The organism is Providencia sp. (assembly GCF_040396775.1).
Taxonomy (GTDB): domain Bacteria; phylum Pseudomonadota; class Gammaproteobacteria; order Enterobacterales; family Enterobacteriaceae; genus Providencia.
Window position 1 is genome coordinate 57,670 of sequence record NZ_JBEBNT010000011.1, and the last position, 23,753, is coordinate 81,422.

Consider the following 23,753-nt stretch of genomic DNA (forward strand, 5'->3'; position numbering starts at 1 on the left):
TTAGCCCTTTATTGTGAAATGCAATGCTATATTTTCGCATATTTCAATTTTTGTCAACCAAAAAACTTCGGATATATTGAAATTCGTCAACTAAGTGTTTTTAGTGTACTTAAAGTGTTAGCTTCAGTTCATGCCAACCTTGCGTATTCCAACATTCAGAACCACCATTGAGGCAACACTCAGCCACCGGTAGTTGTTCATTGCACTTTTTACAGCACCTTTTATTTAGTTCTGTAATTAACGATATAACTGAACGGTCATCAATTCTAATCAACATTGAGATATATTCAGCGATATCATAAGGCTCTCTTCCTGGTCTACGTAATGCGCAATTTCTTTGAAGCATTTCTAACTCTTGCTCATCAAGAAATAACTCTATTTTAGTAACACCAGATTCCTTTTGTCTCTTACTTTGCTCAGCTTTGCGTTCCGTTGGTGATTTAGCCATTGAATGAAACTCCTATTACAGTAACAACGACACACCAGATCAAGATGAAAATTACATATGTTTTTAGCATTGGTCTTGCCTCTCTAAATTAACTTGCTCATATACCGCTTTATTTCATAGCCGATCCATATCCCAACAGGAACGGAAACACCGTTACCAATTTGTCTATATGCATCTGTTTGGCTAACTGGAAACTCAAACCAATCAGGAACGCCTTGGAGCCTTGCGTATTCACGTACAGTGTATGGACGAACTCCCATTGGAAAATTTTTATCTGCTACTAGTCGGGTACTTTTATCTTTCGCATAATGAGCGACACAAGTTGGGGCCAGATCCCCATTGTCGGGATTACTAACTATTGGTAAGTCCCTATATTTACCGTTCATTCTTGAATAAACTGATTTAGGGATACTTGTATCTGGCTCAATTTCTAAAATATCCACTAATTTAATTGGCTTATGATTGACAGGCTGTTGAGGTGAAAAATGTTTTTTGGTACCAATAATAATTAATCTATTACGCTTTTGTGGTAACCAAGTTTCAGATTTGATCGGGCAAAATACATTAACGTAGTAATCAGGCATTTTCTGCATAGCTTCCATTACAACAGGAAAAGCACGCATCCCCGGAACGTTCTCAACCACATAGAATTCAGGCCTTGCAATTGCCAAATGTCGTAATGCATGTAGAAATAACTCATCACCGGTACGAACCCCATGAATATCACCAATGGTGCTGTACCTAGTGCATGGGTATGTGAATATCATTCCATCACATGAATCTTGTTCCAAAACCAACTCTTGTGCTATATCACATTCTTTAACATGCCCACCTAAATTATGGCGGTATGTTTTACATGCAGATTTATCCAGTTCAAAAGCTTGCCCTATATTCAGTCCTGCTTGCAAAAGGCCTATATCCATTAGGCCAGCGCCACTAAAGTAAGAATTTACTGTAATGCTCATCCCAGCCTCCTAATCAATGATGATAATTTCACGCTGATTGTTGCTACATAAATCATCACGCCCTTCGACCAAACCAAACCAGCGCAAAAACGCGCGCCCATCTTGAACTATTGCTTTCCACATCTTCCCAGCATAAACACCGGATGGTATTGAATTTGAATACTCGGCAAGTGAATTAAAATCTTTTCTACTCATTATTACGTGAGTATCATCAATTAAAATGTTTTCATGATTAGGTTGTGCCCAATGTTTACCTAAAGGGTTAGTCATTGGTGGAATTCTATTTTTCATGCTTACCTCGTTAGTTTCTACAGGGTGGCATTCAATCATGACCACTTGTTGAGCATCGCCATCAATAACAGCGATAAGGCTATCGGATGATTCGCAATGCTCATTCAGTCCATGGAGTGAACAATTCATATTTTTAAAATCAAAGCTTTCATGAGTAATGCTGGCGTTATTCATCGATGCTTCCCCCTGTGTTGGCCATAGGAACTTTTGATAAGGTTGTGCGCTGTAAAAAGCACAATGACTCTGCAGTCTGCTTTGATATATAAACTTGTTTACCTTCACTATTTTCTAAAAAATAACGATTTTTCTTTTGTATTGAACTACGTTTTTTCCCTGTTAGTGTGTGAACCTTGCATATTGTGGCCTCTTCCTGCTCACGAACTACCCGCCAGCCTTCTTCGCACATTTTTACGCATTTATCATATTTAAAATGTTGTAATAATTTGGTTGGTTTACTATTCATATTTTCATCACCTCACGCCAATGATTTAACCTATCTCTAAAAAATTCCCGATGTACCTCATGTGCTTTCTCAATTTCCACCAGCACTCGCTCTCTGTTTATTTTTCGATTTTTCAGTTGCCGAATTAGCCTGCTAGCGAATAAATCAAGTTGCTCCAGCTCGCGATATTCCTCTGGCCATAAAGCACGGTTATGAGGAAGCCCATCAGGTAAATATTTACCTGACATAACTACCTCTTTTGGGGTTTCGGCTCTGGTTGATATGGTGCTTTTGTTCTTGCCCTTGCTGCAGAATTAAAGCGTTCAATGTGGCACGGAGAATGGTCTAAACCATCATCAGGCAATATGGGGTGATTGCTCCGGACGAGTGACTCGCCGGTGATTGGGTCTTTAATTGTCATTTGGTCTGCCTCTTTTGGTCTTTTAAAATGCGTTTTCCGCATAGCGCTTTGATTTAGTGCTTTGCGATTGTTGTTGCATTCTGGACACTTCAGCCGCTGTAATTTGGTCGGTTGGCATGTAGTGGCCTTTCTTAAATTCTTGGTAAATAGTACCTGTTTCACCGTGACGGTTTTTATCTACAATAACTTCTGCATAATTTTTAGCAGGGCTATTGGGGTTATAAACAACATCACGATAAGTAAATAAAATATAATCTGCGTCTTGTTCTAGACTTCCTGAGTCTCGTAAATCAGCTGCTACTGGTCGACGTTGATTTAATGGTCGTTTATCAACATCACGTGAGAGCTGGCTTAATGCGATTGTTGGTGTGTGTAGTCGTTTAGCTAACCCTTTTAGCCCCGCTGAAATTGCTGCTATAGCGAGGTCGTTACGCTCTGCTTTTGGCTTTTTAATTAAACCTAAGTAATCAACAAAAACCCCTTTCAAATTTGGGTATTGCCGTTTATGGTTTTCGCTAATTGCGCATATTTGCTCAACCGTTAAATTGTTCGCATCAATGATGTGAATATCCCGATCCATTAAATGTGCTAGACCAGAACTTAACCGCGCCCAATCTTCATCATGTAATTGCGCTTTTCTCAACGTTGATACTGATAATTGAGATGAGCCAGCGATCATACGCTCAGCAATTTGCTGATTAGCCATTTCCATGGAAAACAACAATGCCCCGCCGCCATCACGAGTCATTCCCTCTATCATGGTTAGCGCTAATTCAGTTTTACCCATCCCTGGTCTACCGCCGATAAATACCAAATCAGTTGGGTTAAAACCCCCGATTTTATCATCTAAGGCCTCTATGCCTGTTTTGATCATACCGCTGATATCTTCACCTAAATTTCTGCGCTCGAGGACTTCGACATATCCCTCAATGAGCGTATTTAGATGAACGGGTAACAGGTTTTGGCTACCTGCGGTAAGTTGCCCCACTTGATTTGCAAACTGGCTTATAAGCTCCTCTGCTTGCTCATGATTACCCGCCCCCGTAATAGCGGATTGATACTTACTCATGAGCTGTAACACTTGACGCACACGAAAGTAACTATGAACTTTCTCTGCATACCCTTTTAAATTTGCTTTCCAAATAGGTGAGTTGGCCAGCTCTAGCAGGTTGGCTAAATCGCCTTTGTCACCTAATGCATCAGCAATAAAAAAAGGATCTATCAGCGAACTACTTAACGCTTGTTTTTTAATCTCTTTGTAAACACGTTGGTAATAACCTGAACTAAATGCCTCTTCAGGTAATGTGGCCAATACCTCATAAGCATCTTGAGAAGCGCCGCCAGCAAGAAAACCACTGATTACCGCGCCTTCTAAATCACGTTCATCCATCATGAATGATTACCTCTGCGGTAGGTTGACCAGTTGAACGTTAACACCGTGCCACCCTGTAATAATCGGTCTACGACACGCTCACCTAGCATTTCCTCCAGTTCATTCAACGGTAAATTACTAACTAAAATAGTGGGTAATAAATACTCGTAACGATCATTAATCACTTCAAATAAAATATTGCGCTCCGAGTCAGTGCCGTACTGCACACCAATTTCATCGATAATCAACAAATCAGGATCACAATATTTCGCTAGTACATCTAGTTCACTAAATTCTGAATTTCCTGACCACGTTCTACGAAATGCCCGGATGATGCGTGCTGCGGTTGTGATAAATACTGATTCTTGTAAATCTTCAGCGATCTCACGAGCGATTGACACTGCAAGGTGTGTTTTCCCTGTTCCCGGTATTCCACAAAATATAAGCCCCTCACCCGCATTCTTTCGGTCTTCCCACGTATTCACATACTGCTGACAGACTGTGAGATTATGTTTAGCCGGCTGCGTAGTCGCTTTGAATGTTTCAAAGGTTTCATTAGCAAAACGCGGGGGGATATTCACGCTAGTTAATAAATTTTTTTCAGGCATTTTTACCCCCTGTTAGCCAGTGAGGTGTATCTTGAGTGCCGTATTGTTTATCCGCAAATCCAACATGCGAATTGGATTTTTTTTGTAATGTTCCAATACGTTCAGGAAATATCCCCTGCCAACCGTTAGCGATTGAATTACACAACACTGCATCAGCATCGCTACAGCCCGCCAGTTTTTTAGCCAGTTGTTTACAGGTGGTTTCTGTCAGCGGTTTCCTGATTTCTTTTCGGAAATTAATCCAGTCTTGCCAAACTTCCTCGCTCACATTTTCTGGTTTAGCTGGCAATGGATCGAATTTTACTTTTTTCTCTCCCTTCTCCACTTTTGGGGTAAGGGGGGATTTACTAGGTTCAATGATAGGTTCATTGACTGGTTCAAAAGAGTGACTGGTTCTGGTGTCATCTGACGGCATAGGGGGTCTGCCATCTGGCGGCATAGCTATGCTTTTTGACGGCACAGGGCTATCACCATTTGATATAGCTATGCTTTTTGGTGGCATAGGGGCTATGCTTTTTGGCGACATAGGGTTAGATAAATCTAAATAGTAAATATTAGAGGTATTTCCTTTCCCATTGTTAATACCTAATCTATTTTCTTTTACCAATAGCCCCATATCGATTAATGCTTCAATGTGTGTACGAACCGCACTTTTACTACACTCGCAGTGTTCAGCGATATGTTGATAAGAAGGCCAGCACTCCCCCTTATCATTTGAATTGTCTGCCAGTTTTATTAACACCAGCTTACGTAGGGGATTGCCCACTTTAATTGACATGGCTTTAGCCATTAATGTCATACTCATTTCACACCCCCAACGCTTTAGCAATATCACGGCAAGCGTTCTGGTATTGCTCAGGTGTCAGCTTTTTCGACAGCAGCTTTTTTTTCTGTTGTTCGTACTGTTCCCAAACGCTTAGCGCAGCTGCTCTTCTACCTTCGAAAACGTCTTCGACTTTCTCTCTGTCAGCAGGTTTTCCGTTCAACAAAAAACCATTGCGATAGGTGATTTTCTCAATTGTTCTTAGCATTGGTCTTGCCTCTTGAATTAATGCACGCTGGTCTGGCGTGGTATCGCATTTAACGCAATGACTGCATTATTAATATGGTGTGACATGTCACGCCCCTCTAATAAAATCTCGCTAATTGCCTCGGCAAATCGCTGTATTGCAATTGAAGCTAAGTAATTTTTCGTATCACCTCGAACCCGTGCGAGTCGTGAAGCCGGTAATGCAATTTCTATTGCTGGCATTAACTCAACTATTTTTCTGATAGATGCGGGGGAATCACCACGCAACCAACGAAATATCTGTTGCCGGTTATTATTAATCGCTTTCCAATCAGCCCTACCCGATTCGTCTTCAATTACATGCAAACGCCCTTGTGACCTGTTTTTTACAATACGTAAATAAGCACGGCTAACTTCAATAGCTACATGCTCTTGACCTTGCTCCGCCGCCCAGTCCTCAATTTCGGATCGGACAATATCGATATCAAAATTCATCTACTCGCGTCTCCTGTCGCAAAATTGATTATTAAGAATCAGTTTTTAAAATCGTTATTTGGTAATGTCATTTCATGTACCGTTTAGGATATAGAATTTGCATTTCTGTGATTTTTTCGCCGTAAAATTTTACAAGTTTTTCCGCCAATTCTAATGAAGCAGCTTGGGTACCTCGTTCTAATCGACTTAAATTTCCAACGTCGCAATTAATTGCATTTGCAACCTCAGAAATAGTCAGCTGCTTTTCAATGCGAATTCTTCTTAATGGTGTTTGCATAACTGCCCCTTAATTTTTAATGCGTATTGCGCATATTATCACACAATCAAATATGCGCAATACGCTTTGTGTGATACGCATAAATAAAGTTGAATAACAGAATGAAAATTGGAACAAAGATCAGAGAAATTCGCAAAAGCAAAGGGATGACAATCCTTGATTTAGCCACTGCAGTTAATAGCGATGTGGGCAATATCTCTCGGCTTGAAAGAAATGTTCAAGGATATAGCGAAAGCACCTTAATAAAAATTGCAACAGCATTAGGCGTTACTGTTTCAGACCTTTTTTCTGAAACTCCAATTCAGTCAGATGATATTGAATATGTTGGTAAATTTCCGTCAGGGATGGTTCAAGTTATAGGTGAGGCGTTTCTTGGTGTTGATGGCGCTGTAGATATGATTGAGTCCCATAATGGATGGTTGAAGATATACAGCGATGATAAAGAAGCTTATGGGCTGAAAGTCAAAGGCGATAGCATGTGGCCAAGAATACAATCTGGTGAATATGTCGTTGTTGAGCCGAATACAAATGTCAGAGCTGGTGATGAAGTATTTGTTCGAACCACCGAAGGTCATAACATGATCAAAATTTTCAATAAAACAAGAGACGGTGACTACCAATTCACTAGCATTAATAATGCACATAAACCAATAACACTAGACCCTAGTTTGATAGATAAAATGCACTATGTTTCAGCCATCGTTAAGCCTACAAAATACATAGACAAATGTGATAGAGAACAACCGTTAAGTCTTGTTCCACCTCTAGTGAAGTAATATGTTTCCGCCCTCCGTGCATATAGTACCGAGGGCTTTATTTTATCCATTATGGTTTGATACTCCTAATTACCTGAGCCGCATCACGCAAAGCGCCTTTATGCAAGGTGTTTGTCACCTCTTTTCTATATCGCTCTAGCTCATCAATTAACATTTCTTTAGTTATAGTCTCACTATTCATTAATAGCCTAATAGTTGCCTGACCTATTTCAGATACTACATGCCTTATTTTCTCTTCATCCAAGTTCATACACTTCTCCGATTACATTTTTCGTTGGTTATTTAAGATTAGTTTTTGTTCAATTAATAGTAAAAATACAATATTAGCTGTTTAAAAGGAAAATATTTTTATATGAAAATCATATCGATACTAATAAATCTCTCATTTATTATGCTCTATACGCAAATATGCGCTTGACGCATATGTGCTTAATGCATATCATTGCATGCATAGAAACAAATACAGCAAGTGTTTTGATAGGTGTTCAAACCAAATTTAGTTTTGCTGTTATGTCGTAGGAGAACCGTCACACTCATAGCGACTGACCATGATTACCACGATGTAACAGCGAATTTTTGCAGTACCAGGGAATTTAATTACCGACCAAAGCTACAAGGCAAGACCTGACAGCTCGGAAAGACGGGCAACAAATTATAGACGTAAAAAAACCCACCGAAGTGGGTTCCTTTACCTCGGGTCGCCGACCAAAGCTAACCGAGAGTTCTACTAGCGCGACCAAACGCTAGAAGAGGCAAGACCAATGATAAATCACTGATCACCACTATTTTAAAGGAGCTGCTATGAAAGCACAACCTAAAACCCTAAGCGTTACTCTGTATATCCACGCACAAAAGCAATTTGACGGTTCTTATCAATATAATACATACGCTTTTAAGTCTAATGTGAAGTCAGGTTTTGGCTTTGTTATTGCTGAACACGTTATAGAAATTCCTTTTACAGAACCAACCAATGCAGAACTTGTTCAGTTAGAAATTGACGCGCTCAAAGCTGAGCAAAACAAAATTCTTGCTGATGCACAAGTTCAATCAAGTTTACTTGAAGACCAGATCCAAATGCTTCTCTGTTTAGAGGGCAGGCCTATTTCTAAAATTGATGAAGAAATCCCTTATTAACGGTGAATGTGATGGATGCTATTAACCTAGCTATTGATGCTGTATTGGATGCGGAACTATCAGTCATTGAACATAAAAATAACTGTGATTTTAGTTCTGGTACTCAACATATTTCTATTATCGGTGGCAAACGACAAGTTGAATATTACCCATCAACTGGCACTGCTTATTCAAACCCAGTAAAGGGAAAGTATAAACAAACCACCATTAAACAAGCTGGAATTAAACGAGCTATCAAGCTCGCCAAGTCTGGAAAATAAGAGGCAAGACCAATGACAACTTTTATCTGTGTATTTGAGCCTACGACCGAGGCTCGCACTAACAACGGCGCGGTGTCGTTAACAATCGCACTAAATGCCGCTAATGCTAAAATTGCTGCAGCGACTGCAATGATTAAACTATCTGAGGTTTTTCCTGATTCGATGGATAACTTCAACGTTGATGAACCTATCATTTGTGAAGACGCCGTAGGCTCCCCACGCCCTGCACTCGATCAGTTCGATGAAAAATTTGCTGTTGAAAATGAATTTGACGGTGAAAAATGGCAACCCATTAAATATAAAGAATTTAAAAAGCTTGCAACTAAACCTCGCGTAGCTGCTTTACTGATGTTAGGTAAAACTCAAATTACTGATAAAGAATACACGTCGACATTGAAATATCTCAATGAAAGTGAAGAAGCGCCAAAAATTCGACACATCGCTACGGGCCTTGCTGAAATCACCAAAGTTTCATTAATGGATGCCGATGAAACAATGGAAATTGCGCAGGCAGTTTATGAGTATGCTGATGATAATGTCACCATCGAAGAAGCTACCGCACTTGGTGAAAGTTGGTTGAAGGATGAGCCAAAAGTCGAAACTGTTGAAATAGAAACGACACCAGAAGAACCAATACTAAAGCGTGATTACGCAATGATTGATACCGAAATCGCCCTTGCGTTAATTGGTGGTGTAGATTTTGATGCAATCCGTAGTGCTGATATCCGCAAAGCTAAAGAGCTAATTAGCAATGATGATAAAGCATGGAAACGCTTATCAATGGATTTGCGCACCTTCCCTAGCGTTCTTGATATCCCTCGTGAAAATATATTTGCACTAGTGACCGAAGCAAGAGAGAAACCAGAGCTATTTGATGATGCTAATGCCCGTAAAGCATTTATTGATTCGAAACTTGGTAATAACCCTAAAGTAACCTCACTCGGTAGTGGTCGTTTTGCTGTTGATAATTTAGATGCTAAGCCGGCTAATGATGAAACAACAAAAGAAGAAGCTGAACCCGTTAAACCAGAAAAACAAAAACGCTCGAGTAAGAAAAAAGATTCGCCGGCTAAAACAGGAAAAGAACCAGTGAAGGAAGTTGTTGTAGAAACCGAACAAGCTCAAGCGCCTGTTGTCAACCATCCAGTTGAGCCGGTAGTTGAGATTGCCAATATTCAACAAGATGATTTCCAACACCGTGCCTCTGTATTAGATGAAGTTCTTAATAAAGGCGATAGCGATAATCTCAGCATCTGGAAGCGTGTACAGCGTACCGATGCACGTTTTACCAAGCCTTTAGAAGGTATGGGCTTCGTTGGTACTAGCATAAACAGTAATTACATGTTCATGCGTGCCACCGAGATATTTGGCCCTATTGGCGAAGGTTGGGGATATGAAGTTATTGAAGAAAAACTGATTGATGGAAAGCCACTTGTAGAACCTGTTCTTGATGAGCGAAACAAACAAGTCGCGACTAGATTCTTACGTGATGGTGACGGCTCTTTATTCTGCGAACAAAACCATTCAATCAAAATCCGCTTTTGGTACATCATTGAATGTGAAACCCGTGGCGAATTTGAAAGTTATGGTGCCACCCCTTACCGGTACCAAACTCAATACGGCATGAAAGTTGATGGTGAAGCTATTAAGAAATCTCTCACTGATGCAATCAAAAAAGCCTTATCTATGCTTGGCTTTAGTTCTGATGTGTTCATGGGTATGCATGATAACCCTGAATATGTTGCCAGCAATAAACTTGAGTATGAAATTAAAGCAGCTAGTGACAGCGCTGAGGATGTCACTCGCATTCGCAAAGAGCTAGATGAGAAATTCACTAAGCATACTGAAACCATGCGCAGCGCAGTCACGCAGAATGAATTGCGCGGCGTTGCATCAACCCTTACCCGTGAAATTTCAACGCATGCCAAGTTAGCAAAACAACGTGGCGACAGTGAATATGAAAAATATTTAAACGGCCGTCTACGCCGACTAAATGAAATTGAAAAAGAGTGTTTAGACCAACTGAAACAAAAAGAAGAGGCAATCTAATGACCAAAACAACTGCTATTGCAATGGCTGCTGACTACAGCAAATTACAATCACTCGTCGAAAATGGCGAGTTTACCGCCGAAGATATCGCCGACACGCTTCAAGGTATTGAAGGTGAGTTAGGCGATAAACTAGATGCAATCATGCTCTATGCTCGTAATTTAGAAGGGCAAGCAAAAACATTAGATGAAGAATCTAAGCGTTTAGCTGACCGTAAAAAATCATTCGAAAACCAAGTTAAAAGCCTGAAAAAATACGCGTTAGATTGCTTGTTAACCACAGGCATGGATAAGCTAAAAACCACCAAAAACACCTTCACCGCTCGCGCAGGTGTCGTTCGGGTCATTATTGATAATGAAGATGCTCTCCCTAACGAATTAGTTGATGTTCAAACTATTACTGCACCTGATAAAAAACGCATCAAAGAAGCAATTGAAAACGGCGTTGAAGTTCCTGGTGCTCACTTAGAAATTGGTGACCGTTCATTAATGGTTCGTTGATCAATATAGCGCCCAGCGATGGGCGCATTATCAGGAGATATTTTTATGGCCATGAAATTAGAAGTCATCATTACTCACGATGAAACTAACAATAAATGCAGCGTTGAGTGGTCTGTTGATACAACCGAACACACCACCAGCCAAGAAGAAAAAACGTTATCTATGGTTAAAAAAGCAGTTTTATTGCAGCTGGGTTATCCTCCTTCTGTAGCAATTATTCACTAATGTGACATGTCACGGGCGATTAATTATGAAAAATAATTTAGAGGACTTACATAACCATCTGTTTATGCAATTAGAAAGGCTTTCAGATGAAAGCATTAAAGGTGATGAGCTAAAAGAAGAGATTGGACGAGCAAAAGCAATGTCAGCTGTTGCCTCTCAAATTGTCAATAATGGAAAATTAGCTATTGGTGTCAAACGCATGGTTCGAGAAGGACACATTGTTGATGCACCAAAACATTTGGATTTAAAAGAATGAAACGCTTTGAACATACAAATCAAATGTGCGATTGGATGCGTGAAAACTATTTATTACCACTAGACCAACTCACAATTAGTTTCAATAAAAAGTTTGGCACATCACGATCAAAGGATGCAATAAACGGGCTACGCAAACGACTGAAATTAAAAACAGGCCGTTCCGGAGCATTCACTAAAGGCCACACTCCTGCAAATAAAGGGAAAAAAGGGTTAAAGGGTGCTAATACAGGGTCATTCAAAAAGAACAATATACCTCACAATTACCAACCTATTGGTACTGAGGTTATTACTACGGATGGATACATAAAAGTAAAAATAGGGCACCCTAGAAAATGGAGACATAAACATATTCTAGTATGGGAGGAGCATAACGGCCCTGTTCCAAAAGGACATATTATTAAATTCATCGATTGCAATCCACTGAATTGCAGCATTGATAATTTAATGGTTATTACAAGATCAGAACATGGGGTTATTAATCGTTTTTTCTCAGGTGCTCCCCCTGAATACAAAGATGCAGTCTTACAATTGGCCAGAATAAAGATTGCAATTAGAGGTATAGAAACTAAGAGGCAAGACCAATGCTAAGACACGAACATCAAAAAGACCAGGAAGTAAAAATCACCCTACCCGATGGATCGTACGGTTTTATTTCAACTGATAGACGTTGCAAAGTCTCTTATGACTTACCCTCATCAATCAAAATTGAAATCCAACCTACCACTGTACAGCAACAAAGGAGTAAACAATGATTTATGGTTTATTTTTGCTAATTTGTAGTGGTACGGACTGTTTATATAAGCCTTACGGATATACATATCCCGATGAAAAAAATTGCCTGATTGATAAAGATACCCTGACTCAACAAGGTATTTTGTCTGAATGTTATCTAATTGATGAAATTATCTCTACCGAGGTTAATTATGGGAAAAAATAATATTACACCCGAATGTAACATTAAACATACAGAATTAGAGATAACAGACCGAGATTACTTTGCTGCTAAACTAATGCCAGCAATAATCATTACGTTAAATGGCCCAGTTGTATTTGAAGAGTGCAAAGGTGATTTTGACTTATACGCTAAGCAAGCCTATAAAATGGCAGATGCAATGATTCGAGCCAGAGAAATAATTTTTGATTAAGCATAATCAGTTTTATTTTATATTTATTATTAGCATGGTGGTTTATTCAAAACCAATGAGTAACCACCATGAAAGAACCACAATTAATCCCTTGGGCACCCGAGGAAAAATTATTAACTGATTTCGATATTAAGCTAGGCAAGTTAGCTGCCAGTGTAAAAAACAGACCATGCACTGAAGCTGAAATAAAACATGCTTGTGATACTGCAGATAAAATTATTTTATCTATGATGAGGCAAGACCAGAATGAGAAAAAATATCACAGGAGGCTATGATGTCTCGAATGATTAAGCTAGAGGCATGGGCGCAATTAGAATTTGGTGAAAGTGCCCCAACCCAGCAAGTCTTGATTAAATACGCCAAAGCCAACATGATGATCCCCCCTGCTTTAAAGGTTGGTAAACGTTGGATGATTGATCGTGATTCAAGGTACGTAGGTTTAGTTTCTAAACCTCAATTACCAACACAGGCAAATGAAAAATTACTGAGGATTTTATCAGATGGCAGCAAGACCACGTTCTCATAAAATCACCATTCCAAATCTATACCGTAAATTAGATAAACGAAATGGAAAAACATACTGGCAGTACAAACACCCCTTAACTGGCGTATTTCACAGCCTCGGTACAGATGCCGATGAAGCAGCTCTTGTTGCATCACAGGCAAACACAATTATTGCAGAACAACAAACAAAACAAATTTTAAGCATTAATGATCGCCTATCAAATATTAAAAATAAAAAGGTAGGGATCAGTGTTTCTAATTGGGTAGATAAATACTTAGAAATACAACAAGAGCGCGTTGACCTCGGCGAATTAAAGCTTAATTCATACAAGCAAAAAATTAAGCCTGTTAATTTGTTTAAACAACACTGTGGATTATTTTCACTTAAAGACATCACAGCGTTGGAAATAGCAAAAATAACTGATTCAGTTAAAGCATTAGGCCATGATCGAATGGCTCAAGTAGTACGTATGGTTTTAATCGACGTATTTAAGGAAGCGCAACATGCAGGCCACGTTCCTCCTGGTTATAACCCTGCACTTGCAACAAAACAGCCACGTAATAGAGTTAAACGTGAACGCCTAACGTTCGAAGAATGGAAAGTTATTTATGAACAAGCCGAAAATCACCCACCTTACTTACAGTGCGGTATGTTGCTGGCTATTGTCACTGGGCAGCGTATCGGTGATATAGCCAAAATGAAATTTTCAGATATTTGGGATGATATGTTGCATATAGAGCAAGAAAAGACTGGTTCTAAATTAGCCATTCCTCTGTCGATTAAGTGTGACGCCATTGATATGACACTTAAACAAGTCATTTCAAAATGTCGCGATGCCGTTCTTAGCCAATATCTCGTGCACTATCGCCATACGACCTCTCAAGCACAGCGTGGTGAACAAGTTACAGCAAACACATTAACCACAACCTTTAAAAAAGCGAGGGATAAATGCGGGTTAACATGGCCAGAAAGATCGGCTCCTTCATTTCATGAACAACGTTCTTTATCAGAAAGACTCTATCGAGAACAAGGTATCAATACTCAGAAACTCCTTGGCCATAAGTCACAGAAAATGACTGATAAATATAATGATGACCGAGGCAAAGAATGGCAAATTATCGCGATCTAAATAGCCTGTTTTTTGAGCCATTTTGGGGAGGAATTTTGGGGGAGTTTTGGGGAAGATTTTAATTGAACAAAAAATAAACGGGAGTTTTTAGGCTCCCGTTATTAATTACATCACGTAATAAATTACATGTGTGCGATCATTGCATCGCCGAACTCGCTACATTTCAGTAATTTAGCGCCTTCTAACTGACGTTCGAAATCGTAAGTTACAGTTTTAGCCGCGATTGCGCCTTCCATACCTTTAACGATTAAGTCAGCTGCTTCAGTCCAACCCATATGGCGTAACATCATTTCAGCAGAAAGGATGATAGAACCTGGGTTTACTTTGTCCTGACCTGCATATTTAGGTGCAGTACCGTGAGTTGCTTCAAACAATGCACACTCAGAACCGATGTTAGCGCCTGGAGCAATACCGATACCGCCAACTTGTGCTGCTAATGCGTCAGAGATATAGTCACCGTTTAGGTTCATACATGCGATAACATCATATTCAGCTGGGCGCAGCAGGATTTGTTGTAAAAATGCATCTGCAATCACATCTTTAACGATAATATCTTTGCCCGTTTTAGGATTTTTAATTTTAACCCATGGACCGCCGTCTAATAATTCGCCACCGAATTCTTCTTGTGCTAATTGGTAGCCCCAATCTTTAAATGCACCTTCAGTGAATTTCATAATGTTGCCTTTATGAACTAAAGTCACTGAATCACGGCCGTTATCAATTGCATATTCAATTGCAGCACGAACTAAACGTTTTGTTCCTTCTTCTGAACATGGTTTGATACCGATACCACAATCTTGTGGGAAACGGATTTTTGTCACGCCCATTTCATCTTTCAGGAATTTAATCACTTTGTCAGCTTCTGCACTACCCGCTTTCCACTCAATACCTGCATAAATATCTTCTGAGTTTTCACGGAAGATAACCATATCAGTCAGTTCAGGTTGTTTAACTGGGCTTGGTGTACCTTTGTAGTAACGTACTGGACGTAAGCAGATGTACAGGTCAAGTTGTTGACGCAGTGCAACGTTCAAAGAACGAATACCACCACCAACTGGAGTTGTTAACGGACCTTTAATTGAAACGCGGTAATCGCGGATTAAATCGAGAGTTTCTTCAGGTAACCAAACATCTTTACCATAAATTTGTGTAGATTTTTCGCCAGTGTAAATTTCCATCCAAGAAATTTTGCGCTCACCGTTGTAAGCTTTCTTAACTGCTGCATCAACCACTTTTAACATTGCTGGAGTGACATCAACACCAATGCCGTCACCTTCGATATAAGGGATAATTGGGTTGTTCGGAACGTTTAGTTTGCCTTTTGCATCAATGGTAATTTTAGCGCCTTCTGCCGGAACTACTACTTTGCTTTCCATTAACCTCTCCTTTCACTTGCGTATTTTGCTTGTTAATTTTTTGTAAGAGACGTGTCAATACTACTGCAATCTGCGTCGAACGCCAATGATTACTCACCTAAGCTTTAGTATGGATCGCATTAAACGCACTAACACGAGAACAAAAACAGAATAATTCCTTATAAAATCATATCATTACTGAAAAAGATAACTCACTCACACCCTAAAAATCATCGAAACTCAATAACACTGCCTTGATGACTTTGAAACTCAATTCACATTAATTTTATCTGGAATAACGTTAATAAACATTCGAACTGCTCACATAAATTGAGTTACTTGCTATTTTTTATCCTTAATAAACAATAACTTTAATTAACAAATCCTCAATTTATTACTTTTATGTTTTTAATGTTTTTAATCTCTGGTGAAAGTAAACAATAAGTACATCAAGAAATAACGCACACTAATAACTATTGCAACATAGCCAATAATAAAATGAATATAAAATTATTAATGACCAATTCATAAAAAGGTGATTATATGAAAAAACTATCTATTCTTATTGAAAAAAAGAAAAGTGAATACGCTCAACACCCTTTTTTCTTAAAACCCATCGCCCCTCAGCGCCCTACCTCTGAATCTCTAGATTTTCTGCCTAAGATAGCCTTTTTTATTATGAGCTTTGGTGATTTAAATAAATTTATTTTGCCTTTTACTTCTCCACAAAATGCGTTAGAGGTAGCTGTTAATACACACGCACATGAAGATGAAAATCATTGGCCATGGTATCTCAGTGATTTATGCACATTGAAAATGAATAAGTCACAACCTATAACAGATACACTAGCGTGGCTATGGTCACCACAAATGGAAGCGAATCGTAAACTCACTTATCAACTCATTGAAATGCTATCAAACCAGCCTGCAAAAATTCGATTAGTCATAATTGAATCAATTGAAGCTACAGGTCGTGTACTTTTTACTTATTTAAATGAAATTGCACAATATTCCCCCGATACGTTAGTTTATTGTGGTGATCTTCATTTCAGTCGTGAAAGCGGTCATACCATGGGTAGTGAGGTTGAGCTTATTGATACTATTCCTTTTAATCATCAAGAATATACAATTTGCTTAGGTCTCATTGAGCGCACATTCGAAATATTTCGTGAGTTTATTGATGAGATAAACGAATAATTAATTAAAATATGGGTCATAACGCTTTGTGGCTCATATTTCCCTACCTCCTAAGAATATTTTTTTTCGTTGATTTCGATTATACTCTAACGCTTACTTTTCTACTGGCATCGCTATCTGATTAACCGTAAATGAATATAACACCTAAGAAACGGGCTAAATTTGGCTCATCCCCTATAAAACAAAAACATGCCAAATCCACCAAGCATTTAGCAACTTCAGCTAGTCACCAGCCCGCGAAAGTGCGCAAAGTTATTCTATTCAACAAACCCTTTGATGTACTGCCACAATTTACCGATGAACAAGGCCGCGACACCTTAAAAAACTATATTCCCATTACAGGTATTTATGCTGCTGGTCGCCTTGATAGGGACAGTGAAGGTTTATTAATTCTGACCAATGATGGAAAATTACAAGCCCGTTTGACGCAACCCCAGAAAAAAACAGGGAAAGTATACTATGCTCAAGTAGAGGGCATTCCTGATGAAAGCGCACTAGAACAATTTCGCCAAGGGCTAACGTTAAATGATGGCCCTACGCTTCCCGCAGGAATAGAACTCGTTGAGGAACCTGAATGGCTATGGCCTCGTAATCCGCCGATTAGAGAACGTAAAAACATTCCAACAAGCTGGCTTAAAATTACCTTATATGAAGGTCGTAATCGGCAAGTACGCCGCATGACGGCAAATATCGGGTTCCCAACACTGCGCTTAATTCGCTATCAAATGGGTGAATTTAATTTAGGAAATTTATCAGTAGGTGAATGGATGGAGGTCAACGTTGTTTAAACCTAATGTTACTGTCGCAACAATTGTGCATGCTGAAGGCAAATTTCTAGTTGTAGAAGAGTGGATCAATAATAAGCCGACTTGGAACCAGCCCGCAGGTCACTTAGAGGCTAACGAAACCCTCTTACAAGCTGCTGAACGAGAATTACTTGAAGAAACGGGTATACAGGCTACGCCAACCCAGTTAATTCAAATCCACCAATGGGTAGCGCCAGATAGTACGCAATTTATTCGTTTTTTATTTGCCGTCGAACTTGATGCTATTTGTGAAACCTACCCGCAAGATAGCGATATTACTAGTTGTCACTGGGTCGACGCGCAAGATATTTTGGAAAGTGACCACCTGCGTTCCCCTCTCGTTGCTGAAAGTTTGCGTTGCTTTCGAACTGGCAATCATTACCCACTAGATATCCTTTCTGCTTATGGTCCCCACTATCAATAATCCCCCTTTGCTTGGTGAAATTGTCACCAAGCAATAATATTCTCTCTAACTCTGGTGCAACAAGGGGTCAACATGCTAAAGTATGGGGCTTGATTTTTCCGCATTGAGACTATTTTCCATGTCAAATAACAGTACCATGTCAGATAACAGCCAAAAAAAAGTCATCGTCGGTATGTCCGGTGGTGTTGACTCATCCGTATCCGCTTATTTGCTCCAGCAGCAAGGGTATCAGGTTGCTGGTCTGTTTATGAAGAACTGGGAAGAGGATGACGATACGGAATATTGCTCCGCAGCAACTGATCTTGCGGATGCACAAGCTGTGTGTGACAAACTCGGTATCGAGTTACATACCATCAACTTTGCCGCAGAATATTGGGACAATGTATTCGAACATTTTTTAACTGAATACAAAGCTGGCCGCACGCCAAACCCTGATATCCTGTGTAACAAAGAAATCAAATTTAAAGCCTTCTTAGAATTTGCCGCTGAAGATTTAGGGGCAGACTATATTGCTACAGGTCACTATGTACGCCGCCGTGATGTCGACGGAAAAAGCCAGCTACTCCGTGGTTTAGATGGCAATAAAGACCAAAGCTATTTCCTGTATACACTCAGCCATGAACAAGTAGCAAAAAGCCTGTTCCCTGTCGGTGAGCTGGAAAAACCTGAAGTCCGCCGTATTGCGGAAGAAATTGGCTTAATTACAGCAAAGAAAAAAGACTCAACGGGCATTTGCTTTATTGGCGAACGTAAGTTCCGCGACTTTCTCGGCCGCTACCTCCCTGCACAACCAGGCCCGATTGTTACGGTTGATGGTGAAACCATTGGTCAGCACGAAGGCCTGATGTATCACACATTAGGGCAACGTAAAGGCTTAGGTATTGGTGGAACAAAAGAAGGTTCTGAAGATCCGTGGTATGTTGTTGATAAAGATGTTGAAAACAATATTTTAATTGTTGCACAAGGCCATGAACATCCGCGTTTGATGTCTATCGGCTTGATTGCGCAGCAATTAGACTGGGTGGATAGAAAAACACTAACCCAACCATTACGTTGTGTGGTCAAAACGCGTTACCGCCAAGCAGATATCCCTTGTACAATTACGCCTATTGATGCAGAGCGAATCGAAGTCACATTTGATTACCCTGTTGCCGCAGTTACTCCGGGGCAATCTGCCGTATTTTATATTGACGAAGTCTGCCTTGGTGGCGGCATTATTGAAGCCCGTATTCAGGAGTAGTTGTGGCGAAAAATTATTACGACATTACGCTTGCCTTGGCGGGGATCTGCCAAGCGGGTGCTATGGTTCAAAAATTGGCCCACGAAGGCACTTGCCTTGATAGCGATGCCGAAACGATGGTCAATAGCCTGACCAATATGAACCCAAACTCCACGTTAGATGTGTATGGTAATAACCCTGCAAATCTCAAAACGGGTTTAGGTGCAATGTTAGGCATGCTAACGGGTGGTAATAGTGGTTTATCCGCCGAAATGACACGTTATATGCTAAGTATGATGGCCCTTGAACGTCGTCTAAATAAAGACGATGAAGCGATGAATAAACTTGGTCAGCGTATTGAGCAATTTGAGCGCCAAGCTAGCTATTTTGAGCCACTGTCTGAAGGTGTATTCAATGCATTAGCAGGTATTTATGTTGATGTCGTCAGCCCTGCGGGCCCACGTATTCAAGTAACGGGCTCCCCTGACATTCTGAAAAACACCTTAGTTCAGGCTAAAGTTCGCGCAATTCTGCTTGCAGGTATTCGCTCCGCAGTACTTTGGCAACAAGTGGGTGGAGGTCGCATCCAACTTATGTTTTCTCGCAATCGTCTGGCAAATCAGGCGAAAGAAATTTTGTCTCACCTTTAAATCTGGAGTTGCTACCAATGGAATTATCCTCACTGACCGCTGTATCCCCGATTGACGGCCGTTACGGTGATAAAGTCAGCGCTTTACGCACTATTTTTAGTGAGTTTGGCTTACTGAAATTTCGCGTACAAGTTGAAGTTCGCTGGCTGCAAAAACTGGCTGCAACCGCTCAAATCAAAGAAGTTCCGTCATTTGATGCTGACGCAATCGCTTACTTAGATAAAATTGTCGCGAACTTCTGCGAAAAAGACGCGATGCGGATTAAAGAAATTGAACGCACAACCAACCATGATGTTAAGGCTGTTGAGTATTTTCTTAAAGAAAAAGTAGAACATATTCCTGCTCTGCATGCAGTTTCTGAATTCATTCACTTTGCATGTACATCAGAAGATATCAATAACTTATCCCACGCCTTAATGCTCAAAACAGCACGTGAAGAGGTATTATTACCTCAATGGCGTCAAATTATTGATAAAATTAAAGCAATGGCACATGAATACCGTAATCTGCCGCTGCTCTCTCGGACTCATGGCCAACCAGCAACACCATCAACGATTGGTAAAGAGTTTGCCAACGTTGCTTACCGTTTAGAGCGTCAATTCCGTCAGCTACAACAGGTTGAAATTTTGGGTAAAATCAACGGTGCGGTTGGTAACTACAATGCACATATGGTTGCATACCCAGAAGTGAACTGGCACGAATTCAGTGAAACTTTTGTGACCTCATTAGGTATTCAATGGAACCCATTCACAACGCAAATCGAACCGCATGATTACATTGCTGAACTGTTTGATTGCGTCGCACGTTTTAACACCATTGTGTTAGATTTTGACCGTGATATTTGGGGCTATGTCGCATTAAACCACTTTAAACAAAAAACGATTGCTGGCGAAATCGGCTCTTCCACCATGCCACACAAAGTTAACCCTATCGATTTCGAAAACTCCGAAGGTAACTTAGGCTTAGCTAACGCAGTTTTAGGCCATTTGGCAAGCAAACTGCCAGTTTCCCGTTGGCAGCGTGACTTAACCGACTCTACCGTACTGCGTAACTTAGGTGTTGGTTTAGGCTATGCCTTAATTGCCTATCAATCTACCATGAAAGGCTTAAACAAACTGGAAGTTAACGAACAGCACTTACTGGACGAATTAGACCAAAACTGGGAAGTATTAGCTGAGCCTATTCAAACCGTTATGCGCCGTTATGGCATCGAAAAGCCATATGAAAAACTCAAAGAGTTAACGCGTGGTAAGCGCGTTACTGCAGAAGGTATGAAACAGTTTATTGATGGTTTAGAGTTGCCAGAACATGAAAAAGTGCGTTTAAAAGCAATGACGCCAGCTAACTATATTGGTTACGCTGTCACTTTTATTGATGAACTAAAATAACCTTAGTTTATTTAATCAGGCGGCCAATGTGTCGCCTTTTTTTATTATCTCTGCTTCTATATTAGCCATAAATACCCCAAAACCGCCTTATTGCTCGAAAAAAACCGCTTTTTTTTTGCTTTGTTTGACTTATATTTACTTAATCCCTTGTCGCGGCTGAGATCTCTTTTTACCATTGCAGTTCTAGTGCTACTATCATCTTGGCAGACACTATCTCTTTTTACTATGAGGGTTTCAGATGCGTATTCTTATCGTCGAAGACAATGCATTACTTCGTCATCACTTAACAGTCCAACTTAAAGAACTGGGTCATCAGGTTGATTCAGCTGAAGACGCAAAAGAAGCAGATTACTTTTTGCATGAAAGCTGCCCAGACATCGCCGTTGTCGATTTAGGCTTACCCGATGAAGATGGCTTGTCGATGATCAAACGTTGGCGCAGTAATCATGTGAATATTCCCCTCTTAGTTCTGACGGCTCGTGAAAGTTGGCAAGAAAAAGTCCAAGCATTGAATAGCGGCGCAGATGACTACGTCACCAAACCTTTTCAACTGGAAGAGCTTGTGGCCCGTATGCAGGCATTAATGCGTAGAAACAGCGGGTTAGCCTCACAAGTCTTAGAGTTAGGTAATTTTGTTATTGACCTATCCCGTAAAGAATTCACCGTAAACGGCGAAGCCGTTAAACTCACAGCTTTTGAATACACCATTATTGAAACCTTATTACGCAACAATGGCAAAGTTGTCAGCAAAGATTCATTAATGCGTCAACTTTATCCAGATGCAGAGCTCAGAGAGAGCCATACCATTGATGTTTTAATGGGAAGATTACGCAAGAAAATTCAACAATTTCATGATGATGAAGTTATCGTAACGGTTCGTGGCCAAGGCTACCGTTTTGATGTGAATGGCTAATATGTGGCTAAGCAAATTTAAAGTTAAACCACTTTCGTTGCGTGCTCGCTTTTTGTGCGCAACTTCCGCGGTTATTCTTGCCTTAACGCTGTCCTATGGCATCGTGGCCATACTTGGCTATTTAATTAGTTTTGATAAAACAACTTACACCTTGCTACGAAGCCAAAGTAATCTAATTTATAGTCTGGCACAGTGGCAAAACAATAAAATTGATATCCGGGTACCGCCAAATTTTACGTTAAATAACCCCACATTGATCGTCATTTATGATGAACAAGGACAAGTTTTATGGCGTCAACGTGATGTGCCCAGTGTTGAGCGGTTGATCCGCAATGATTGGTTAAAAAAAGAAGGCTTATACGAGATTGACACCGATATCCGTGAAACTCGCCAACTTCTTGATGACAATCCAGAATACAACAACAAACTGGATAAAATGGAAAATGATGATGAGCCACTTACTCACTCCGTTTCTGTTAACCAATATGCCGCAGGTGAGAACCTTCCGCCTTTAACTATTGTCGTCGTCGATACCTTACCACAGGACTTACAAAATACAGGTCTAGTGTGGGAATGGTTTGGTTATGTACTGCTCGCGAACCTAATTTTGGTTATTCCCTTGCTATGGCTTGCTGCTTATTGGAGTTTACGCCCAATCAAGTCGTTAGTTTCCCAACTCAGCAGTCTTGAAAAAGGTGAGCGAGATACCCTTGATGAAAACCCACCTTCTGAGCTCAGAGGGTTAGTACGTAATCTGAATATTTTATTAACTAACGAGCGAAAGCGTTACAGTAAATACCGCACGACGTTATCGGATTTAACCCATAGTCTGAAAACCCCACTCGCCGTTTTACAATCCACACTAAGGTTGCTACGTTCAGGTAAACAAATGAATATTGACCAAGCTGAACCCATCATGTTGGAGCAAATTGGCCGAATTTCACAGCAAGTTGGTTATTATTTGCATCGTGCATCGACACAAGGTGATGAAAACCTAATGCTTAGAGAAATTTCATCTGTTCCATCAATCTTAGATAGCTTAGCAAGCGCACTACATAAAGTTTATCAAAACAAAGGCGTTTCTATTACCGTCGATATTTCTCCAGAGGTAACGTGGCTAGGTCAACCAAATGATTTTATGGAAGTCATGGGCAATATTATGGAAAATGCCTGCAAGTATTGTTTGGAATTTGTGGAAGTGACTGCCATCGTTGAGCAAGACAGCCTCACGTTACTTGTGGACGACGATGGTCCTGGTGTTCCTGAAAGCAAACGAAGCCTAATTTTCGTTCGGGGGCAACGTGCGGATACACTCCGTCCAGGTCAAGGGCTTGGGTTATCCATCGCAGTAGATATCATTGACCAATATGATGGGGAAATCACTATTAGCGATAGCCCACTTGGTGGGGCGCGTTTAGCCGTCACATTTCGTCAGCAATCCATGATTGAAGATAGCTAATCTGTGATGTGAGTCCGTTTCTCCCCTACTTTG

General features: G+C 40.3%; 34 protein-coding genes. 21 read left to right on the forward strand and 13 right to left on the reverse strand.

Annotated elements, in window-relative coordinates; translation table 11 throughout:
- Window positions 1-109: 109 nt before the first annotated feature.
- The 11 genes from ABWP91_RS12830 to ABWP91_RS12880 form a co-directional block, all read right to left on the reverse strand.
- Window positions 110-448, reverse strand: coding sequence for a hypothetical protein (locus tag ABWP91_RS12830; RefSeq protein WP_349479855.1), 339 nt, complete (start codon window positions 446-448; stop codon window positions 110-112).
- An 83-nt stretch (window positions 449-531) separates the two neighbouring features.
- A complete protein-coding gene (locus tag ABWP91_RS12835; RefSeq protein WP_349479856.1) occupies window positions 532-1,413 on the reverse strand; it encodes a DNA cytosine methyltransferase in 882 nt (293 codons plus the stop codon).
- 9 nt (window positions 1,414-1,422) lie between these two features.
- A complete protein-coding gene (locus ABWP91_RS12840; protein WP_349479857.1) occupies window positions 1,423-1,878 on the reverse strand; it encodes a hypothetical protein in 456 nt (151 codons plus the stop codon).
- Window positions 1,871-2,167, reverse strand: coding sequence for a hypothetical protein (locus ABWP91_RS12845; protein WP_196718777.1), 297 nt, complete (start codon window positions 2,165-2,167; stop codon window positions 1,871-1,873). The genes ABWP91_RS12840 and ABWP91_RS12845 overlap by 8 nt, the downstream gene beginning before the upstream one ends.
- Entirely contained in the window at window positions 2,164-2,394 is a 231-nt protein-coding gene (locus tag ABWP91_RS12850) for a hypothetical protein (protein ID WP_273803556.1), read from the reverse strand. The genes ABWP91_RS12845 and ABWP91_RS12850 overlap by 4 nt, the downstream gene beginning before the upstream one ends.
- A 195-nt stretch (window positions 2,395-2,589) precedes the next feature.
- Window positions 2,590-3,960 (reverse strand): replicative DNA helicase, encoded by a 1,371-nt coding sequence (locus tag ABWP91_RS12855; RefSeq protein ID WP_349479858.1) that lies wholly within the window; start codon window positions 3,958-3,960, stop codon window positions 2,590-2,592.
- Window positions 3,957-4,547, reverse strand: a complete 591-nt coding sequence (locus ABWP91_RS12860; protein WP_349479859.1) for an ATP-binding protein — start codon at window positions 4,545-4,547, stop codon at window positions 3,957-3,959. Before ABWP91_RS12860 ends, ABWP91_RS12855 begins: the two co-directional genes overlap by 4 nt.
- Complete coding sequence (locus ABWP91_RS12865) at window positions 4,540-5,352, reverse strand: helix-turn-helix domain-containing protein (RefSeq protein WP_349479860.1); 813 nt, start codon at window positions 5,350-5,352, stop codon at window positions 4,540-4,542. The genes ABWP91_RS12860 and ABWP91_RS12865 overlap by 8 nt, the downstream gene beginning before the upstream one ends.
- Before the next feature lies 1 nt (window position 5,353).
- Window positions 5,354-5,578, reverse strand: a complete 225-nt coding sequence (locus ABWP91_RS12870) for a hypothetical protein (RefSeq protein WP_163761996.1) — start codon at window positions 5,576-5,578, stop codon at window positions 5,354-5,356.
- Window positions 5,579-5,595: 17 nt separating this feature from the next.
- Window positions 5,596-6,051, reverse strand: coding sequence for a toxin YdaT family protein (locus ABWP91_RS12875; RefSeq protein ID WP_070926244.1), 456 nt, complete (start codon window positions 6,049-6,051; stop codon window positions 5,596-5,598).
- A 67-nt stretch (window positions 6,052-6,118) separates the two neighbouring features.
- Entirely contained in the window at window positions 6,119-6,328 is a 210-nt protein-coding gene (locus tag ABWP91_RS12880) for a helix-turn-helix domain-containing protein (RefSeq protein ID WP_272683241.1), read from the reverse strand.
- 101 nt (window positions 6,329-6,429) lie between these two features.
- Between ABWP91_RS12880 and ABWP91_RS12885 the strand changes: the two genes are divergently transcribed.
- Complete coding sequence (locus ABWP91_RS12885; RefSeq protein ID WP_349479861.1) at window positions 6,430-7,104, forward strand: XRE family transcriptional regulator; 675 nt, start codon at window positions 6,430-6,432, stop codon at window positions 7,102-7,104.
- Window positions 7,105-7,153: 49 nt separating this feature from the next.
- On the opposite strand, the gene ABWP91_RS12890 is transcribed toward ABWP91_RS12885, so the two are convergent.
- Window positions 7,154-7,354, reverse strand: coding sequence for a hypothetical protein (locus ABWP91_RS12890; protein WP_349479862.1), 201 nt, complete (start codon window positions 7,352-7,354; stop codon window positions 7,154-7,156).
- A gap of 551 nt (window positions 7,355-7,905) precedes the next feature.
- Between ABWP91_RS12890 and ABWP91_RS12895 the strand changes: the two genes are divergently transcribed.
- The 12 genes from ABWP91_RS12895 (at window position 7,906) to ABWP91_RS12950 (ending at window position 14,309) form a co-directional block, all read left to right on the forward strand.
- Window positions 7,906-8,238 carry a hypothetical protein gene (locus ABWP91_RS12895; protein WP_349479863.1) on the forward strand — a complete coding sequence of 111 codons (333 nt, stop codon included), beginning with the start codon at window positions 7,906-7,908 and terminating at the stop codon, window positions 8,236-8,238.
- 11 nt (window positions 8,239-8,249) lie between these two features.
- The gene (locus tag ABWP91_RS12900) at window positions 8,250-8,498 is read left to right on the forward strand and encodes a hypothetical protein (protein WP_273803563.1); all 249 of its coding nucleotides are present in this window, start codon (window positions 8,250-8,252) and stop codon (window positions 8,496-8,498) included.
- Window positions 8,499-8,510: 12 nt separating this feature from the next.
- Window positions 8,511-10,547: a phage-associated endonuclease gene (locus ABWP91_RS12905; protein ID WP_349479864.1), complete on the forward strand. Its 2,037-nt coding sequence runs from the start codon at window positions 8,511-8,513 to the stop codon at window positions 10,545-10,547.
- On the forward strand, window positions 10,547-11,047 hold the full coding sequence (locus tag ABWP91_RS12910) for a siphovirus Gp157 family protein (protein WP_349479865.1): 501 nt from the start codon (window positions 10,547-10,549) through the stop codon (window positions 11,045-11,047). The genes ABWP91_RS12905 and ABWP91_RS12910 overlap by 1 nt, the downstream gene beginning before the upstream one ends.
- A 45-nt stretch (window positions 11,048-11,092) precedes the next feature.
- Window positions 11,093-11,272, forward strand: coding sequence for a hypothetical protein (locus ABWP91_RS12915; protein ID WP_105881088.1), 180 nt, complete (start codon window positions 11,093-11,095; stop codon window positions 11,270-11,272).
- Between the two features lie 25 nt (window positions 11,273-11,297).
- The gene (locus tag ABWP91_RS12920) at window positions 11,298-11,528 is read left to right on the forward strand and encodes a hypothetical protein (RefSeq protein WP_195697287.1); all 231 of its coding nucleotides are present in this window, start codon (window positions 11,298-11,300) and stop codon (window positions 11,526-11,528) included.
- On the forward strand, window positions 11,525-12,118 hold the full coding sequence (locus ABWP91_RS12925) for an HNH endonuclease signature motif containing protein (RefSeq protein WP_349479866.1): 594 nt from the start codon (window positions 11,525-11,527) through the stop codon (window positions 12,116-12,118). Before ABWP91_RS12920 ends, ABWP91_RS12925 begins: the two co-directional genes overlap by 4 nt.
- A gap of 160 nt (window positions 12,119-12,278) precedes the next feature.
- Complete coding sequence (locus ABWP91_RS12930; protein ID WP_349479867.1) at window positions 12,279-12,467, forward strand: hypothetical protein; 189 nt, start codon at window positions 12,279-12,281, stop codon at window positions 12,465-12,467.
- Window positions 12,454-12,675, forward strand: coding sequence for a hypothetical protein (locus ABWP91_RS12935; RefSeq protein WP_349479868.1), 222 nt, complete (start codon window positions 12,454-12,456; stop codon window positions 12,673-12,675). Before ABWP91_RS12930 ends, ABWP91_RS12935 begins: the two co-directional genes overlap by 14 nt.
- A 68-nt stretch (window positions 12,676-12,743) precedes the next feature.
- The gene (locus ABWP91_RS12940; protein WP_349479869.1) at window positions 12,744-12,950 is read left to right on the forward strand and encodes a hypothetical protein; all 207 of its coding nucleotides are present in this window, start codon (window positions 12,744-12,746) and stop codon (window positions 12,948-12,950) included.
- Window positions 12,950-13,201 (forward strand): excisionase, encoded by a 252-nt coding sequence (locus ABWP91_RS12945; protein WP_349479870.1) that lies wholly within the window; start codon window positions 12,950-12,952, stop codon window positions 13,199-13,201. Before ABWP91_RS12940 ends, ABWP91_RS12945 begins: the two co-directional genes overlap by 1 nt.
- The gene (locus ABWP91_RS12950; protein ID WP_140178369.1) at window positions 13,176-14,309 is read left to right on the forward strand and encodes a phage integrase Arm DNA-binding domain-containing protein; all 1,134 of its coding nucleotides are present in this window, start codon (window positions 13,176-13,178) and stop codon (window positions 14,307-14,309) included. The genes ABWP91_RS12945 and ABWP91_RS12950 overlap by 26 nt, the downstream gene beginning before the upstream one ends.
- A gap of 122 nt (window positions 14,310-14,431) precedes the next feature.
- On the opposite strand, the gene icd is transcribed toward ABWP91_RS12950, so the two are convergent.
- Complete coding sequence (gene icd, locus ABWP91_RS12955) at window positions 14,432-15,685, reverse strand: NADP-dependent isocitrate dehydrogenase (protein WP_225818816.1); 1,254 nt, start codon at window positions 15,683-15,685, stop codon at window positions 14,432-14,434.
- 522 nt (window positions 15,686-16,207) lie between these two features.
- Between icd and ABWP91_RS12960 the strand changes: the two genes are divergently transcribed.
- From ABWP91_RS12960 to phoQ, 8 genes are all read left to right on the forward strand, one after another.
- Window positions 16,208-16,861 (forward strand): hypothetical protein, encoded by a 654-nt coding sequence (locus ABWP91_RS12960; protein WP_353243585.1) that lies wholly within the window; start codon window positions 16,208-16,210, stop codon window positions 16,859-16,861.
- Between the two features lie 131 nt (window positions 16,862-16,992).
- Window positions 16,993-17,649, forward strand: a complete 657-nt coding sequence (gene rluE, locus ABWP91_RS12965) for a 23S rRNA pseudouridine(2457) synthase RluE (protein ID WP_353243586.1) — start codon at window positions 16,993-16,995, stop codon at window positions 17,647-17,649.
- Complete coding sequence (locus ABWP91_RS12970) at window positions 17,642-18,091, forward strand: NUDIX domain-containing protein (protein WP_353243587.1); 450 nt, start codon at window positions 17,642-17,644, stop codon at window positions 18,089-18,091. The genes rluE and ABWP91_RS12970 overlap by 8 nt, the downstream gene beginning before the upstream one ends.
- A gap of 136 nt (window positions 18,092-18,227) precedes the next feature.
- Window positions 18,228-19,331, forward strand: coding sequence for a tRNA 2-thiouridine(34) synthase MnmA (gene mnmA / locus ABWP91_RS12975; RefSeq protein WP_353243620.1), 1,104 nt, complete (start codon window positions 18,228-18,230; stop codon window positions 19,329-19,331).
- A gap of 2 nt (window positions 19,332-19,333) precedes the next feature.
- On the forward strand, window positions 19,334-19,960 hold the full coding sequence (gene hflD / locus ABWP91_RS12980) for a high frequency lysogenization protein HflD (RefSeq protein WP_353243588.1): 627 nt from the start codon (window positions 19,334-19,336) through the stop codon (window positions 19,958-19,960).
- 17 nt (window positions 19,961-19,977) lie between these two features.
- Complete coding sequence (gene purB, locus ABWP91_RS12985) at window positions 19,978-21,348, forward strand: adenylosuccinate lyase (protein ID WP_353243589.1); 1,371 nt, start codon at window positions 19,978-19,980, stop codon at window positions 21,346-21,348.
- A gap of 238 nt (window positions 21,349-21,586) precedes the next feature.
- Entirely contained in the window at window positions 21,587-22,261 is a 675-nt protein-coding gene (gene phoP, locus ABWP91_RS12990; protein ID WP_219247413.1) for a two-component system response regulator PhoP, read from the forward strand.
- A 1-nt stretch (window position 22,262) separates the two neighbouring features.
- The gene (phoQ, locus tag ABWP91_RS12995) at window positions 22,263-23,720 is read left to right on the forward strand and encodes a two-component system sensor histidine kinase PhoQ (RefSeq protein WP_353243590.1); all 1,458 of its coding nucleotides are present in this window, start codon (window positions 22,263-22,265) and stop codon (window positions 23,718-23,720) included.
- Window positions 23,721-23,753: the final 33 nt, after the last annotated feature.

What these genes read in the sequence shown, in the direction of transcription:
- ABWP91_RS12935 (WP_349479868.1), top strand. Translation starts at nt 12,454, where the DNA reads ATGGGAAAAAATAATATTACACCCGAATGTAACATTAAACATACAGAA.
- ABWP91_RS12945 (WP_349479870.1), top strand. Translation starts at nt 12,950, where the DNA reads ATGTCTCGAATGATTAAGCTAGAGGCATGGGCGCAATTAGAATTTGGT.
- ABWP91_RS12865 (WP_349479860.1), bottom strand. Translation starts at nt 5,352, where the DNA reads ATGAGTATGACATTAATGGCTAAAGCCATGTCAATTAAAGTGGGCAAT.
- purB (WP_353243589.1), top strand. Translation starts at nt 19,978, where the DNA reads ATGGAATTATCCTCACTGACCGCTGTATCCCCGATTGACGGCCGTTAC.
- ABWP91_RS12890 (WP_349479862.1), bottom strand. Translation starts at nt 7,354, where the DNA reads ATGAACTTGGATGAAGAGAAAATAAGGCATGTAGTATCTGAAATAGGT.
- rluE (WP_353243586.1), top strand. Translation starts at nt 16,993, where the DNA reads ATGAATATAACACCTAAGAAACGGGCTAAATTTGGCTCATCCCCTATA.
- ABWP91_RS12950 (WP_140178369.1), top strand. Translation starts at nt 13,176, where the DNA reads ATGGCAGCAAGACCACGTTCTCATAAAATCACCATTCCAAATCTATAC.
- ABWP91_RS12880 (WP_272683241.1), bottom strand. Translation starts at nt 6,328, where the DNA reads ATGCAAACACCATTAAGAAGAATTCGCATTGAAAAGCAGCTGACTATT.
- ABWP91_RS12925 (WP_349479866.1), top strand. Translation starts at nt 11,525, where the DNA reads ATGAAACGCTTTGAACATACAAATCAAATGTGCGATTGGATGCGTGAA.
- phoQ (WP_353243590.1), top strand. Translation starts at nt 22,263, where the DNA reads ATGTGGCTAAGCAAATTTAAAGTTAAACCACTTTCGTTGCGTGCTCGC.
- ABWP91_RS12895 (WP_349479863.1), top strand. Translation starts at nt 7,906, where the DNA reads ATGAAAGCACAACCTAAAACCCTAAGCGTTACTCTGTATATCCACGCA.
- ABWP91_RS12900 (WP_273803563.1), top strand. Translation starts at nt 8,250, where the DNA reads ATGGATGCTATTAACCTAGCTATTGATGCTGTATTGGATGCGGAACTA.
- ABWP91_RS12860 (WP_349479859.1), bottom strand. Translation starts at nt 4,547, where the DNA reads ATGCCTGAAAAAAATTTATTAACTAGCGTGAATATCCCCCCGCGTTTT.
- ABWP91_RS12875 (WP_070926244.1), bottom strand. Translation starts at nt 6,051, where the DNA reads ATGAATTTTGATATCGATATTGTCCGATCCGAAATTGAGGACTGGGCG.
- ABWP91_RS12870 (WP_163761996.1), bottom strand. Translation starts at nt 5,578, where the DNA reads ATGCTAAGAACAATTGAGAAAATCACCTATCGCAATGGTTTTTTGTTG.
- icd (WP_225818816.1), bottom strand. Translation starts at nt 15,685, where the DNA reads ATGGAAAGCAAAGTAGTAGTTCCGGCAGAAGGCGCTAAAATTACCATT.
- phoP (WP_219247413.1), top strand. Translation starts at nt 21,587, where the DNA reads ATGCGTATTCTTATCGTCGAAGACAATGCATTACTTCGTCATCACTTA.
- ABWP91_RS12915 (WP_105881088.1), top strand. Translation starts at nt 11,093, where the DNA reads ATGGCCATGAAATTAGAAGTCATCATTACTCACGATGAAACTAACAAT.
- ABWP91_RS12885 (WP_349479861.1), top strand. Translation starts at nt 6,430, where the DNA reads ATGAAAATTGGAACAAAGATCAGAGAAATTCGCAAAAGCAAAGGGATG.
- ABWP91_RS12855 (WP_349479858.1), bottom strand. Translation starts at nt 3,960, where the DNA reads ATGATGGATGAACGTGATTTAGAAGGCGCGGTAATCAGTGGTTTTCTT.
- ABWP91_RS12845 (WP_196718777.1), bottom strand. Translation starts at nt 2,167, where the DNA reads ATGAATAGTAAACCAACCAAATTATTACAACATTTTAAATATGATAAA.
- ABWP91_RS12905 (WP_349479864.1), top strand. Translation starts at nt 8,511, where the DNA reads ATGACAACTTTTATCTGTGTATTTGAGCCTACGACCGAGGCTCGCACT.
- ABWP91_RS12850 (WP_273803556.1), bottom strand. Translation starts at nt 2,394, where the DNA reads ATGTCAGGTAAATATTTACCTGATGGGCTTCCTCATAACCGTGCTTTA.
- ABWP91_RS12910 (WP_349479865.1), top strand. Translation starts at nt 10,547, where the DNA reads ATGACCAAAACAACTGCTATTGCAATGGCTGCTGACTACAGCAAATTA.
- ABWP91_RS12920 (WP_195697287.1), top strand. Translation starts at nt 11,298, where the DNA reads ATGAAAAATAATTTAGAGGACTTACATAACCATCTGTTTATGCAATTA.
- mnmA (WP_353243620.1), top strand. Translation starts at nt 18,228, where the DNA reads ATGTCAGATAACAGCCAAAAAAAAGTCATCGTCGGTATGTCCGGTGGT.
- ABWP91_RS12930 (WP_349479867.1), top strand. Translation starts at nt 12,279, where the DNA reads ATGATTTATGGTTTATTTTTGCTAATTTGTAGTGGTACGGACTGTTTA.
- ABWP91_RS12960 (WP_353243585.1), top strand. Translation starts at nt 16,208, where the DNA reads ATGAAAAAACTATCTATTCTTATTGAAAAAAAGAAAAGTGAATACGCT.
- ABWP91_RS12830 (WP_349479855.1), bottom strand. Translation starts at nt 448, where the DNA reads ATGGCTAAATCACCAACGGAACGCAAAGCTGAGCAAAGTAAGAGACAA.
- ABWP91_RS12840 (WP_349479857.1), bottom strand. Translation starts at nt 1,878, where the DNA reads ATGAATAACGCCAGCATTACTCATGAAAGCTTTGATTTTAAAAATATG.
- ABWP91_RS12940 (WP_349479869.1), top strand. Translation starts at nt 12,744, where the DNA reads ATGAAAGAACCACAATTAATCCCTTGGGCACCCGAGGAAAAATTATTA.
- ABWP91_RS12835 (WP_349479856.1), bottom strand. Translation starts at nt 1,413, where the DNA reads ATGAGCATTACAGTAAATTCTTACTTTAGTGGCGCTGGCCTAATGGAT.